The 13,224-nt window shown below is 62.8% G+C and carries 15 protein-coding genes; 14 read left to right on the plus strand and 1 reads right to left on the minus strand.

What is annotated here, in order from left to right:
* The first annotated feature begins 91 nt into the window (after positions 1-91).
* From CH293_RS14655 to CH293_RS14690, 8 genes are read left to right on the plus strand one after another with little or no spacing between them, the layout of a single operon-like run.
* Entirely contained in the window at positions 92-1,324 is a 1,233-nt protein-coding gene (locus tag CH293_RS14655; protein ID WP_094720627.1) for a CaiB/BaiF CoA-transferase family protein, read from the plus strand.
* Positions 1,321-2,523 (plus strand): CaiB/BaiF CoA-transferase family protein, encoded by a 1,203-nt coding sequence (locus CH293_RS14660; protein WP_094720628.1) that lies wholly within the window; start codon positions 1,321-1,323, stop codon positions 2,521-2,523. Before CH293_RS14655 ends, CH293_RS14660 begins: the two co-directional genes overlap by 4 nt.
* Positions 2,520-3,119 carry a MaoC family dehydratase N-terminal domain-containing protein gene (locus CH293_RS14665; protein WP_037164065.1) on the plus strand — a complete coding sequence of 200 codons (600 nt, stop codon included), beginning with the start codon at positions 2,520-2,522 and terminating at the stop codon, positions 3,117-3,119. Before CH293_RS14660 ends, CH293_RS14665 begins: the two co-directional genes overlap by 4 nt.
* A complete protein-coding gene (locus CH293_RS14670) occupies positions 3,116-3,550 on the plus strand; it encodes a MaoC/PaaZ C-terminal domain-containing protein (RefSeq protein ID WP_094720629.1) in 435 nt (144 codons plus the stop codon). Before CH293_RS14665 ends, CH293_RS14670 begins: the two co-directional genes overlap by 4 nt.
* Complete coding sequence (locus tag CH293_RS14675; protein WP_094720630.1) at positions 3,547-4,701, plus strand: sterol carrier protein; 1,155 nt, start codon at positions 3,547-3,549, stop codon at positions 4,699-4,701. Before CH293_RS14670 ends, CH293_RS14675 begins: the two co-directional genes overlap by 4 nt.
* Positions 4,698-5,108, plus strand: coding sequence for a Zn-ribbon domain-containing OB-fold protein (locus tag CH293_RS14680; protein ID WP_094720631.1), 411 nt, complete (start codon positions 4,698-4,700; stop codon positions 5,106-5,108). The genes CH293_RS14675 and CH293_RS14680 overlap by 4 nt, the downstream gene beginning before the upstream one ends.
* Before the next feature lie 29 nt (positions 5,109-5,137).
* Entirely contained in the window at positions 5,138-6,511 is a 1,374-nt protein-coding gene (locus tag CH293_RS14685) for an MFS transporter (RefSeq protein WP_094720766.1), read from the plus strand.
* Positions 6,512-6,514: 3 nt separating this feature from the next.
* Positions 6,515-7,306: an SDR family NAD(P)-dependent oxidoreductase gene (locus tag CH293_RS14690; protein WP_094654333.1), complete on the plus strand. Its 792-nt coding sequence runs from the start codon at positions 6,515-6,517 to the stop codon at positions 7,304-7,306.
* Positions 7,307-7,406: 100 nt separating this feature from the next.
* Here the strand turns inward: CH293_RS14690 and CH293_RS14695 are convergent, their stop codons facing one another.
* Positions 7,407-8,171 (minus strand): SDR family NAD(P)-dependent oxidoreductase, encoded by a 765-nt coding sequence (locus CH293_RS14695; RefSeq protein ID WP_094720632.1) that lies wholly within the window; start codon positions 8,169-8,171, stop codon positions 7,407-7,409.
* Between the two features lie 76 nt (positions 8,172-8,247).
* On the opposite strand from CH293_RS14695, the gene CH293_RS14700 reads away from it, so the two are divergent.
* From CH293_RS14700 to CH293_RS14725, 6 genes are all read left to right on the plus strand, one after another.
* Positions 8,248-9,396, plus strand: coding sequence for an acyl-CoA dehydrogenase family protein (locus CH293_RS14700; RefSeq protein ID WP_255122862.1), 1,149 nt, complete (start codon positions 8,248-8,250; stop codon positions 9,394-9,396).
* Positions 9,397-9,557: 161 nt separating this feature from the next.
* The gene (locus CH293_RS14705) at positions 9,558-9,965 is read left to right on the plus strand and encodes a nuclear transport factor 2 family protein (protein WP_094654337.1); all 408 of its coding nucleotides are present in this window, start codon (positions 9,558-9,560) and stop codon (positions 9,963-9,965) included.
* Positions 9,966-9,975: 10 nt separating this feature from the next.
* Positions 9,976-11,532, plus strand: coding sequence for a class I adenylate-forming enzyme family protein (locus tag CH293_RS14710; RefSeq protein ID WP_094720634.1), 1,557 nt, complete (start codon positions 9,976-9,978; stop codon positions 11,530-11,532).
* The gene (locus tag CH293_RS14715) at positions 11,529-11,969 is read left to right on the plus strand and encodes a hypothetical protein (protein WP_094720635.1); all 441 of its coding nucleotides are present in this window, start codon (positions 11,529-11,531) and stop codon (positions 11,967-11,969) included. The genes CH293_RS14710 and CH293_RS14715 overlap by 4 nt, the downstream gene beginning before the upstream one ends.
* Positions 11,966-12,385 carry a MaoC family dehydratase gene (locus CH293_RS14720; RefSeq protein WP_094720636.1) on the plus strand — a complete coding sequence of 140 codons (420 nt, stop codon included), beginning with the start codon at positions 11,966-11,968 and terminating at the stop codon, positions 12,383-12,385. Before CH293_RS14715 ends, CH293_RS14720 begins: the two co-directional genes overlap by 4 nt.
* On the plus strand, positions 12,382-13,221 hold the full coding sequence (locus tag CH293_RS14725; protein ID WP_094720637.1) for a mycofactocin-coupled SDR family oxidoreductase: 840 nt from the start codon (positions 12,382-12,384) through the stop codon (positions 13,219-13,221). Before CH293_RS14720 ends, CH293_RS14725 begins: the two co-directional genes overlap by 4 nt.
* Positions 13,222-13,224 lie beyond the last annotated feature (3 nt).

Here is a 13,224-nt window from a genome sequence, read left to right on the forward strand (position 1 = left end):
CTTTCCTAGTTACAGACGAAGAACGTTCAGAAACGTTCCGCCTTCCTGCTGCTTCGGAAGGTGTTCTCCCTTTTCATGATTGGTGGGCGCAATGGCGCTGTTGGAGCGGTACCGCGTGCTCGACTTCACCGATGATCGTGGCTTGCTCGCAGGCCGAATGCTTGCCGATCTCGGAGCCGACGTAGTCCAGGTCGAGCCGCTCGGTGGATCCTCGGCGCGGGCAGCCGAGCCGCTCGGACCTCGTGGATCGTATTTCTGGGACACCTATGCGGCCAACAAGCGCGGCATCGCGATCGACTTCGAGGATCCAGCGGGGCTCCATGACTTGATCACTCAGGCCGACGTCGTGATCGAATCGGCCGGACCCGGCGTGATGGACAGCCTGGGGCTCGGATTCGAAAAGTTACACACCCTGTACCCGCGCCTGGTCTACGTCTCGATCTCGGCGTTCGGATCCACCGGACCGAAGGCGCGATACGCGGCCAGTGACCTTGTGGTCTGGGCTGCGGGAGGACCGCTCGACCCGCATCGGGAGGCAGATCGGCCACCGGTCAGGATCTCGATTCCGCAGGCTTTTCTCCATGCCGCCGCCGATGCCGCCGACGGCGCATTGTTCGCGTTGCTGGCACGGACACGCACCGGTCGCGGTCAGCATGTCGATGTCTCCGCGCAGGCATGTCTCGGAACAGCGACGTTGGGAAGGGTTCTCGCCCACACCGCAGGTGATGTAGCCCCGGAGTGGGAAAGACTCGTAGATGGTCCGGTGAAGAAGATCGATCAGTCCGGTAGCGGTTCCGGTACCGATCCCGCCAAGAAGAAGTGGCGCTGCGCCGACGGTCTCATCGAATTCCATCTCACTGTCGGACGCGCCTCCGGTGCGTTCACCACCGCGTTCTTCGGGTGGATGGCGTCGGAAAATCCTGCGTACGAGCGATTCGCGTCGATCGACTGGCGCGAAATTCCGGACACGGTGGCACGCGGGGAATTCGATGACGCTCGATTCGACGAGGCCCGCGGCGCCGTCGCCGAGTTCTTGGCCGGCAAGACGAAGAACGCTGTGCTGGAAGCGGCACGCGAACACCGTCTGCTGTGCGTGCCGATCTACGACACCGGGGACGTTGCTGCGAGCCCACAACTGGAAGCACGGAGCTTCTACTCGACCGTCGTCGACGACGCAGGTCGCGAGGTCAGAATGCCGGGTGCATTCGCGAAGGTCAGTGGACAGAGCCTCCAGGTCCGATCACCTGCACCGTCCATCGGGCAACACACCGAGGAAGTTCTCACCGACTGGGTAGGCACGCGCGTCATGGAGAACGCGTCATGAGCAAGCCACTCGACGGAGTGAAGGTCCTCGACATGTCCTGGGTGGTAGCCGGCCCACTCGTCGGGCGAGCACTGGCCGACGCAGGCGCAACCGTCGTGCGCGTGGAATCCGGCACCAAGGTCGAGACCGCGCGCCTGATGCCTCCCTTCGAAGGTGGTGTTGCAGGACATGAGAATTCGGCGCTGTACGGAAATGTGAATGCAGGCAAACTCGGTGTGTCGTTGGATCTTCGGCTCCCGGCCGCACGTGCCGTCGCCAGATCTCTTGCCGACTGGGCCGACATCGTCCTCGAGTCGTACGCACCCGGGCGAATGAAGAAGTGGGGGCTCGACTACGAGAGCCTGAGCGCGACGAATCCGGGCCTGATCATGGTGAGCAGTTCCATCAACGGACAGGACGGGCCCTACAGCGGCCTCGCCGGTTACGGAAATGTCGGTGCCGCGCTGTCGGGATTCCAATCTGCGGTGGGATGGGAGGATCGGCTTCCGCTCGGACCGTTCGGCCCGTACACCGACTACGTGGCTCCGCGGTTCGGTCTGGCGGCGTTGCTCGCTGCCCTGCTCGAGCGTGAGCAGAGCGGCGTCGGTGCGTACATCGACATCTCGCAGGTCGAGTGCGGTGCCTACCTGCAATCGCCGTATCTGGCCCAGTATTCGGCCGAGGGAACGGTCGTCGCGCGGCGTGGCAACAGCGACGCAGCGTTCGCTCCCAACGGCGTCTACCCCTGCGTCGACGGACGGTTCGTGGCCATCACCGTCGGCGACGACGACCAGTGGCGGATGCTCGCCACGGTCATGAATCTTCCCGACGCCTCAACCGATTTCCGCACGCTCGATGTCCGTCTGAGGCGAAGCGAGGAACTCGATGATCTTGTGGCTGGATGGACCGTGCGGCATCGCTCGCAGGACCTCGAAGATCTCCTGCAACGCGTCGGTATTGCCGCACACGTCTCGGCCGACAGCCGGTCCTTCAGCGAGGACACGCAGCTCCGACACCGCGGCCACCTCGTCGAACTCGACCATCCGTTGCATGGACGCGTGACCGTCGAGGCCCCGAGGTACCAGCTCAGCGACACGCCGTTGTCCGTCGACCGAGCGGCCCCGGTGTGCGGTCAGGACAACACATACGTACTCAGCGACATCCTCGGCCTCACCGCCGAGCAGATCGAGACATTGGAAAGTGAAGGTGCGCTGGCATGACCGCAGAACTGACGGACGTCAGGCCGTCCTGGGTGGCGGAGTGGGACGTTCTTCTGGGCCGGGTAGGCGAGGACTTCTCCGACGGCAGCATCCGCTGGGGCGGTGATCCTGTCGAATCGGGAACCGTCCGCAGGTATCTCGAACCGCTCGAGTTGGACAGCGCGATCCACTACGACGAGCATGCGGCCCGCGCAGCTGGATTCGACGGCGTGATCGCGCCGTCGACCGGTCTGCTGTCCTGGGCGATCGCAGCGATGCGTAACCCCGGTGAAGAGACGCTGTACGGCAGTGCCGATCGCGACGCGCAGCCGACGCGAAGCCCGATCAACAACGAGGACCCATACCCCGGACCCGATACGAGCGGGTTCCTCACGGCCAGCATGGAACTCGACTTCGTCAGGCCCGTCCTACTCGGCGAGCGGCTGGGAAACCGAGGACGACGGCTGATCTCGTGCAGTCCCAAGCAAACATCGCTGGGCCGAGGCGCGTTCCTGTCCTGGGAGAACGACATCGTCAGCGACCGCGGCGACGTCGTTGCGCGTGTACGCAACGTCGTCTACGCCTACAACCCCGTAACCGAGGACTCCGAATCATGAGATTTTTCGAAGACGTCACCGAAGGCGAACAGCTCCCGGTGCCCGAATACCCGCTGTCGATGTACCGACTCGTGATGGCCGCAGGATCGAACCGCGACTTCAACTCCATCCACCACAACTCCGAGTACGCCAAGGGTTCCGGCGCGCCCGAGGCCTACGCCAACGTGCTGTTCCTGATGGGCATGTGGGAGAGGGCAGTTCGAGACTGGGCAGGACCGACCGGTGTCATCGGATCGGTGAAGGGCTTCGCAATGAAGAAGTTCAATCTCGTCGGGACCACCACGACCGTGCACGGCACCGTCGTCGGCAAGGAGATTCGAGGCGACAAAGGCGTCGTGACGGTCGAACTGGTCAGCCGTAACGAAGGCGTCGTCACCGTTGGACCCGGAACGATGGAAATCGAGCTGCCTCTTCAGAAAGCGCTTGTATGAAAGCCTCGATCGCCGGCCTCGGTGTGACCGAGATGGGCCGGATCTACGGTAAGACCGCAACGAACTTCGGCGCCGACGCGGTCCGCCGGGCAGCGGCCGATGCGCACCTCGAGCTGAGCGAGATCGACGGTCTTCTCATCAGCGGGGGAGTCACCGGGGAACTCGGTTTGCCGCTGGCACAGGAACTCGGTCTCGAAGACCTCTCGCTGCTGTCGGTAATGCAGTCCTACGGCTCGACGGCAGGCGCGATGGTTCAGTTCGCAGCACTGGCCATCGAATCCGGGCAGGCCACCGCGGTGGCGTGTGTATTCGCGGACGCGCCGTTGAAGGAGCGCGTCGCGACGGGCGCGTCGTACGCGCAGGCCAACTCGGGCGGGGTCGGTTGGGAGGGAATCCTCGGATCGACGGGCGTCAACAGTGCCAACTCGCTCTACGCACTCGCGGCCAACCGACACATGCAGACCTATGGCACCACCTCCGAGCAGCTCGGTGCCGTTGCGGTCGCACAGCGAGCCTGGGCTGCTTTGAATCCGCTTGCACAGATGCGTGATCCGATCACCCTCGCCGATCATCAGGATTCGCGGATGATCAGCTCACCCTTCCACCTCCTCGACTGCTGCCTGGTATCCAACGGAGGGGTGGCCGTCATCGTGACGAGCGCCGAACGTGCCAGAGATCTGGCACAACCGCCCGTGGACATCCTCGCGTCGGCTCAGTCGCATCCCGGCCACTACATGCGGCGCAGCGAGGACTTCGGACTAGTCAGCGGTGCAGCGCAATCGGGACCGAAGGCGTTCGCTGCTGCCGGGCTCGCGCCGTCCGACATCGATCTCGTCGAACTCTACGACTGCTACACCTACACGCTGATGATCTCACTCGAGGACTACGGATTCTGTGAGAAAGGAGCGGGTGGCGAATTCGTCTCGACGCCAGGTCTTCTCGGGCCCGCGGGTTCACTGAAGGTCAACACCGGAGGCGGTCAGCTGTCGTCGTACTACATGTGGGGAATGACGCCGTTGTCCGAAGCGGTCATCCAGCTTCGCGGTCAGGCAGGGGAGCGTCAGGTCGAGAAACACCACACGGCCCTCGTCTCCGGCAACGGCGGCGTCCTCGACCACCATTCCACCCTCTTGTTGGGAGCCGGCCGATGACCGCGATCCTGTCCATTCCCCTCGTACCCGTCCGCCGCGACGCACAGACTGCCGAGTTCTTCGACGGTACTGCGCGTGGCGAGTTCCTGTTGCGCGAGAACATCCGCACCGGCGAACTTCTCGCTCCACAGACCGCAGTAGCGAACGACGCCGACTACCGCTGGACACCTGCCGGCGGCCGCGGCCGAATCATTTCGTGGACCACCGTGTACGGCCGCAATGCCGATCGCGATGTGGTCCCGCAACACATTCTTGCCGTCGTCGAACTCGACGAAGGCCCATGGTGGTGGACCCGACTGGTCACAGACGGCACAGAACCTCTGACCGGTGCGTCCGTCCACGCCGAATTCCACAAATCCGGTGAAGCCGACGAGCACGAATACGTGCCCGTCTTCGTACTCGACTGAACCCCTTACCTTTCGGAATGGAACCAACGATGGACGTTTCGACCGCGATCAAGACATCGCCGATCTCCCGCTATCAGTACAAAGTGCTGGCCGCCTGTCTGCTGGTCATCACCATCGACGGATTCGATGTGTTCGTGATGGGATTCGTGCTCCCACACCTACCCGACGGATTCTTCGACAGCACCGCCGAGAAGGGCTACCTGCTCAGCGCGGGCCTGGCCGGCATGGCGGCGGGATCGATATTCCTTGCACCCCTTGCCGACAGGATCGGGCGTCGACGCCTCATCCTGTGGGGCCTCGTCCTCAACCTGATCGGCCTGGCCGCGTCGGCGATGTCGCCCAACGTGGAGGCCCTCATCGCAGCCCGCTTCCTCACCGGCATCGGTATCGGCGGCATGGCCGCCAGCCTCATCGTGCTCGTCCAGGAGTTGTCCTCGGAGAAGCGTCGAAACACGATCATGGGTGTGTACTCGATCGGCTTCCCTCTCGGTAGCCTCGTCGGGGGCGGTATCGGCGCGCTGCTCGTAGCTGCCTTCGACGGCGCGTGGCAGGTCATGTTCATCTTCGGCGCCGTCATCACTGCAGCCGCAGTTGCAGTCACACTCGCCATGATTCCAGAGTCGGTCGACTTCCTGATCAGCAAGAACACGCCGGAAGCCGACGCGCAGATTCGCAGCTTCATCGCCAAACTGAACAACCCCGCCATCGACCCGAATGCCCGACCCGCGCTGGCGCCCGCCGTCGAGGACAACACCTCCGTTCGCGGATTGTTCGCGAACGGTATGTACTACCGAACGCTGCTGACGTGGCTGATGTACTCGTGCTTGATGTCGGCGTTCTACTTCGCGAACACCTGGACGCCGCAGCTGGTGAAGGAGTCCAGTGGCAGTGCAGAACTCGGAACCACCGCCGGACTGATCCTCTCCCTCGGCGGACTCGTCGGAGCACTGGTGTTCGGTGTGTGGACTTTGAAGATCTCGGCGGGTCGGTTGCTGTGGACGGCAATGGCGATCGCCTCGGTCTCGATTCTTGCGTTCGCAGCGTTCTTCGGGCACCCAGGAATTGCCATTGCGCTCACCGTCGCGGTTGGACTGTTCACCTACATCGCGATCACCGCGGCTGCTGCCGTCGTCCCTCCGCTGTACCCCGTTCGGGCCCGCTCGACCGCCATCGGGTGGATGCTGGGTATCGGCCGGTTGTTCTCCATCTCGGCGCCCATCGCCGTCGGCTACGCGTTGGCAGTGTTCGCTCCGCAGACGCTGTACTACTTCGCCGCAATCCCGATGGTGGTCGGCGCTCTGGCCACCTACGCGCTGTGGAAGCACACGCGCGACGAAACTCCGCCGATGGACATCGTGGCGGAGCCGGTGCCCGGTTATCCACCACTCGTGAAAGAAGGCTGAACCATGCAGGACAAGCGCGTATTGGTGACGGGCGGAGGCTCGGGAATCGGCCGGGCCATTGCCGTCGAGGCAGCTGCTCAGGGAGCGGAAACGGTTGTCGTCGCCGACATCTCAGCGGAGTTGCTGGCCGAGACCGAGGCCCTTATCGCGGCGGCAGGGGCCAAGAGCGTCGCGCTGCGGGTGGATGTGTCCGACGGTGCACAGGTCCGGCAGATGATCGACGATGCCGTCAGCGCAGCAGGTGGGCTGGACACGCTCGTCAACAACGTGGGCGTCATCGATACCGGTTTCGTGCCGGGGGAGCAGGCCAACATCGTCGACCTCCCCGAGGACGTCTGGGATGCGGTCATGAACATCAACGTCAAGTCGATGTGGCTGGCGACGAAATACGCTGCACCGCATCTGCGTGCGTCCGATCGCGGGCCGTCTATCGTCAACGCCGCCTCGGTGTCCGGGATGATGGGGTACAAGACCCCGGCGTACTCCGTCAGCAAAGCCGCGGTGATCCAGCTGACCCGTACGACGGCGATCTCACTGGCGAACGAGGTTCGGTGCAATAGTTTCTCGCCGGGAAGTTTCCGAACGACCATGGCGCAGAAACACATCGATGCAGCCGAAGACCCGGTGGTGCAGGAACGCTTCATGAGTGGGGCGCACTTGATCCCGCGGCTCGGCGATCCCGTCGAGGTGGCCCGGGTTGCGTGCTTCCTTGCCTCGGATGCAGCGTCGTTCATGACCGGCACCAACGTCCCTGTCGACGGCGGCACCATGGCCTGGCGAGGTCTTCGGTCGTAGACGGTGCTCCGCACCAGTGGCACGGTTATGTACCTTCCCGGGTACATAACCGTGCCACTGGCGGCGGAGCCGCTTCGAACGCACTGGCGGCGGAGCCGCCCTACATTCCGCCGTCCACGGTGATGATGGACCCCGTGGTGTAGCTCGACGCATCACTGGCGAGATACAGGGCGGCGCCGACGATTTCGTTGGGGTCGCCTCCGCGTTCGGCAGCGAAGGTGTCGGCACGCTTGGCGAATGCCTCCATGTCCCAGGCGTTGGAGACGTCGGTGAGGAAGGTTCCCGCCATGATCGCGTTGGTGCGCACGGTGGGACCGAAAGTCTTGGCCAGTCCGATGGTGATGGCGTTCAGGCCTGCCTTCGCGGCGGCGTACGGCAGCACATCCGGCCGCGGCTTGGTCGACGCCGCACTCGAGATATTGATGATCGAGCCGCCGTCACCTTGGGCCATTCTGGTTCCGATCAGGGCCGCGAGGCGGAACGGACCCTTCAGATTCACCCCCAGGACCTTGTCGAACAACGTCTCGGAGATCGAGTCGACCGAGTCGTACAGCGGCGACATGCCCGCGTTGTTGACCAGCACGTCTACCTTGCCGAAGTGCTCGTAGGACTTGTCGACCAGCTCGTCGAGCGCGTCCCACTTCCCGACGTGAGCGGCGATAGGGAATGCCCGACGCCCGGTCGCGTCTTCGATCTCCTTGGCTGTCACCTGGCACGATTCGAAATCGCGACTGGCGATGATCACGTCCGCACCTGCCTGGGCCAGCCCGAAGGCCATCGCTTTGCCGAGACCTCGGCTGCCTCCGGTGATCAGGGCGACGCGGCCGCTGAGATCGAACTGGGAGGGGGCGTCGAACTGGGGCATCGTTTTTTCTCCTGGATCCGGACCGCTGTAGGCAATTCCTTAGTATGGTAATCATAGATTGACGAATGGAGGCATGGTGTCTGAATCAGCGGGACTGTTCGAACTCCCAAGTAAGTATGTCGAACTGCAGGTAGAAGCGCGGGCGCTTGCGGAATCTGTCCGCGATATCGCCGATCGGGCCGACGAGTCGGACAGCATCGACGTGGACGTACGCAAGCGTCTGCAGGCCACCGGTTTGGCCGGCGTGACGGTCCCGAAGCAGTTCGGAGGCCGGTTCGACACGGTCGATTCGCTTGCGGTCACCGTCGTACGCGAGCGCCTTGCGGCCGAATGTGCACACCTCGACTCGCTCTTCGCGATGCAGGGCATCGGCAGCTACGGACTGTCGGTCGGTGGCACGCCCGCGATGCAGGAGTACTGGCTGCCCCGGGTGGCAAACCTCGATGCCATCGCCGCGCTCGGACTCACCGAGCCGCACGTGGGATCGGACCTCAAGGCCCTGACGACGTCGATCGAGGAAGTAGACGGCCAGCTCGTGGTCAACGGGCACAAGTCCTTCATCACCAACGGCGGTGACGCGGACTTCTACAGCATTCTCGGTCGCGAGGGCGACGGGTACTCGTTGGTGCTGATTCCGGCCGATGCAGCGGGTGTCACCACCGAGCGCCCGCATCAGATCATCGCACCGCACGTCCTGTCGGACGTGATCCTGAACGACGTTCGGGTACCCCTCGATCACCGCATCGGTGAGCCAGGGAAGGGCTTCTCGCTCGTGCTCGCTACGCTCGCCACGTTCCGTGTGTCGGTCGCGGGCGCAGCAGTCGGCCTGGCGGAGGCGGCGCTGAAAGAGGCTGTCCGCCATGCAAACAGCCGTGAACAGTTCGGCGTCAGTCTGTCGAGGCTCGGCTCGGTGCCCGAGCATCTGGCGACGTGCTGGACCGATATCGAAATGGCACGCTCGCTGACGTACCGAGCCGCAGCGGCGTCGGCGCGCGACGCCAGGGCGAATCTGCACCTGTCGTCGATGGCGAAGGTTGCTGCTACCGAGGTGGCCGGCCGAGTGGTCGATCGCGCTGTTCAGGTCATGGGCCGCTACGGAATCACCCGTGGCAGCGTCATCGAACGCTTGTATCGCGAAGCTCGCCCGATGCGAATCTACGAGGGCTCCACCGAAGTGATTCTGGATTCGCTTGCCAAACAACTGATCAAGGGCGATTTGCTGTAGTACCAGCCCGGCATGCCCGTCCGAGAATGCTCCGTACTCGGGCGGGCACAGGCATGTCCACGATCTTATGCATGTCACCAAATCGCCCTTGACGCAACATGATTGATGATTATGATTGGCCTTGATGTGACCACCGTCACGACCATCTCGAGGAGCCCGCCATGTCGTCCCGTTCAGGTATCGAGAACACTCTCAGTCGCTATGCGCTCGGTTACGACGATCATCATCCCGAGATGATCGAAGCATCGTTCACTAAGGACGCCGTTCTGACGATGAAGATCGCCGACGGCGACCTCATCGGGCCGTTCGACGGACTCGACGCGATCATGGAACTCATGAACGGCTCTGCCCATTCGCAGTCGGATCAGCGCCGCCATCTGACGACGAACATCTTGATCGACGACGTCGACGCCACCCATGCGAAAGTCGTTGCTTATCTCGTGATCATCTCGGTTGCCGAAGGAAAACTGACGGTTCTGTCCAGCGGCAAGTACGAGGACGAGTTCACCGAGGTCGACGGCACTTGGTTGATCTCCAAGCGTCACATCGCACTCGACCTCCCGTACTGAGGGCGCTGACATGCTGAATCAGGGACTGATCCCCGCCAAGTGGGCCGCGCTGACGCCGAACCGTCAGGCCGTGTTCGACGTCCCGAACGATCGCCGCATCACCTTCTCCGAGCTCGACGAACGTGTCCGACGGCTTGCCAACGGACTGCGCGGGCTCGGCCTGGAGAAGGGCGATCGCGTCGCGGTCCTGACCCGAAACAGTGTCGAGTTCCAGGAGCTGTACTTCGCTGCTGGACGTGCGGGATTGGTTCTGCAGCCACTCAATTGGCGCCTCGGGGTCAAGCAGCTCATCGGACTGATCGCCGACGCTGCGCCGAAGGTGATCATCACCGCCGCGGAATGGTCCGAGACCAAGCTCGAGCTGCAACGCTCGGTGAACGTCGAAAACTGGCTCGAGTTCGGCACAGATTCGGATGGTTCCTACGACGAACTACTTGCACGCTCGAGCGCGGCCGAACCAATCTGGACACCGTCGGTCGGAGGTGACGATCCGTTCTTCATCCTCTACACGGGCGGAACCACCGGCGAATCCAAAGGTGCCATCCATACCCACACCAGCGCGGCGAACGGGATGCTCAATCAGACTGTGGCAGAACGGGTCGTACCCACCGACGTCTACATGCTCACCGGCCAGATGTACCACATTCCTGTCGTTCTCTCGATGAACTACATGAAGCACGGTTGTCCGGTGGTGCTGGTCAACTTCGAAGCGCAGCAAGCACTCGAGATCATCGAGGCCGAGAAGGTATCCGCTTTCCTCGGCATCACCACGATGCTCAACTGGATGATGGCAGTCCCGAACTTCGCGTCCTACGACCTGAGCAGCCTCCGCAACATCCAATACGGCGGCGGTCCGATGCCGTCGACTATCGTGCGTGCGGCGCTCGAATCCTTCCCGTGCACCCTGATTCAGGGATACGGGCAGACCGAGGGTACGACGATGTCCTTCCTGTCGCAGGAAGACCACCTCGCCGCGGTCAAGGGTCACGACGTGCACCGTCTGAAGTCCTGCGGCCGAGAAGGGTTCGTCACCACCATTCGGATCGTCGACGCTTTCGGAGAGGACGTCCCGCGTGACGGCAAGACCCCCGGTGAGATCGTCGTCCGGTCGGAGTCGAACATGATCGGCTACCTGAACCGTCCGGAATTGACCAAGGACACGCTGCGTGACGGTTGGATGTGGACCGGTGACATCGCGACCTGGGACGAGGATCGCTACATCTACATCGTGGACCGAGCCAAGGACATGATCATCTCCGGTGGAGAGAACATCTTCAGCGTGCAGGTCGAAGAAGCCATCGGAGCGCACCCGTCCGTGCTCGAATGCGCTGTCATCGGCATCCCCGACGACGAGTGGGGCGAGGCTGTCAAAGCTGTCGTCGTACTCAAACCAGGAACGACGGCCACCGAACAGGACATCATCGACGTGGCCAAGAAGAACCTGGCGTCGTACCAGAAGCCGCGGTCGGTGGACTTCGTCGCCGCGCTGCCCAAGGCGCCCACCGGCAAGATCATGAAGCGTGACTTGCGGGCGCCCTACTGGGAGGCGACGGGTCGCAGCGTATGACCGAGGACGAACTGGCAGCTCTCGTCGGAACCCGAATGCCCGGCGGCACCAGGACGCTGGAGAAATGGTGGGTCACCCTGGTCCTCGACGCCATGGAGTGCTCAGCGGACGACGGAGCCTCGCATCCTACGTTCGTGTTTCTCGTAGCCACCGGATCGATGGGGTGGACGTGGAACGAATTGTTCGACATCTTCGCCGCAACCGAAGCAGACGGTCCGATGTTCGGCGAAACGAATACAAGCGTCCACACCCCACTGCAGACGGGGGAGACCTACACGGTCCGTGGAGAGATCGTGTCGGCTGCCCGCAAGACAGGTAAGAAGACAGGAGTGTTCGACATCGTCGGTTACCGCTTGGATGTGCTCGACGCACAGGCCGAGCTCGTCGCGTCGACGACCAACTCCATCGTCTTCCCGCGTCGAGTGGAGAATGTATGAGTATCGAGGAGGGCCAGTCGCTTCCGAGTCGGATCGTGGAGAGAGTCGACCCGGAGAAGATGAAGCTCCTGTCGGCGCTGATGCGCGACCCCAACCCGATTCATTTCGATCGCGGAGCCGTCGCCCAACTCGGCATGGGTGACAAGACCGTCAATCAAGGTCCGAGCAACATGGCGTACGTGCTGTCGATGCTCGGCCAGTGGGCGGGGGGCTCCGATCGGATCATCCACTATCGATTCCGGTTTCTGGGCAATGTGTTCGAAGGCGACCGGCTGGAGGCGTCCGGAATCGTCATTTCTGTCCGCGAACGCAACGACGGTCTCGAAGTCGACTGTTCGCTGTCTCTGTCCGTCGTCGGAGGGACCGAGGTCCTCGCGGGAACCGGCACCGTACTACTACCGAAGGACTTTGCATGACCGGAAGACTCGAAGGCAAAGTAGCATTCATCACCGGCGCGGCACGCGGCCAAGGTCGCTCGCATGCAGTCAGATTGGCGCAGGAAGGCGCCGACATCATCGCCGTCGACATCTGCGAGAACATCGATACGGTCACCCCGTTCTACCCGCTTGCCACCGAGGAAGAACTGGCCGAGACGGTCAAGCAGGTCGAGGCCCTCGATCGCCGCATCTTTGCCCGGCGAGCCGACGTCCGTGACCTCGATCAGCTGCAGGCAGTGTTCGACGAGGGTGTCGCTGACTTGGGCCGCGTCGACATCGTCGTCGCCAATGCAGGTATCGCTACCTACGGGCTCTCGTGGGAACTGACGTCCGAACAGTGGAGGGACATGATCGACGTCAATCTCACCGGCGTCTTCCACACGGCAAAGGTCGCCATTCCTTCTCTGATCAAGGCGGGCAACGGTGGGTCCATCGTGTTCACCAGTTCGATCGGTGGGCTCAAAGGCATTCAGCACGTTGCCCATTACGTTGCCGCAAAGCACGGCATCGTCGGGCTGATGCGGACAATGGCCAACGAGCTCGGTCAGTACAAGATCCGCGTCAACACCGTGCATCCGACCAACGTCGACACCATCATGATCCAGAACCCGGGGACCTACTCGATGTTCGCTCCGGGAGATCCGGAGCCGACCCAGGACAAGGCCATGGCTGGGTTCATGTCCCTCAACACGTTGCCGGTGCCGTGGATCGACCCTGTCGACATCAGCAACGCCGTGCTCTATCTCTCCAGTGACGAAGGCAGATACGTCACCGGTGTCACCCTGCCCGTGGATGCGGGCGCGTACGTCAAGTGAAAG

Origin of the sequence: Rhodococcus sp. 14-2470-1b (genome assembly GCF_002259415.1) — a bacterium.
Taxonomy (GTDB): Bacteria; Actinomycetota; Actinomycetes; order Mycobacteriales; family Mycobacteriaceae; genus Rhodococcoides.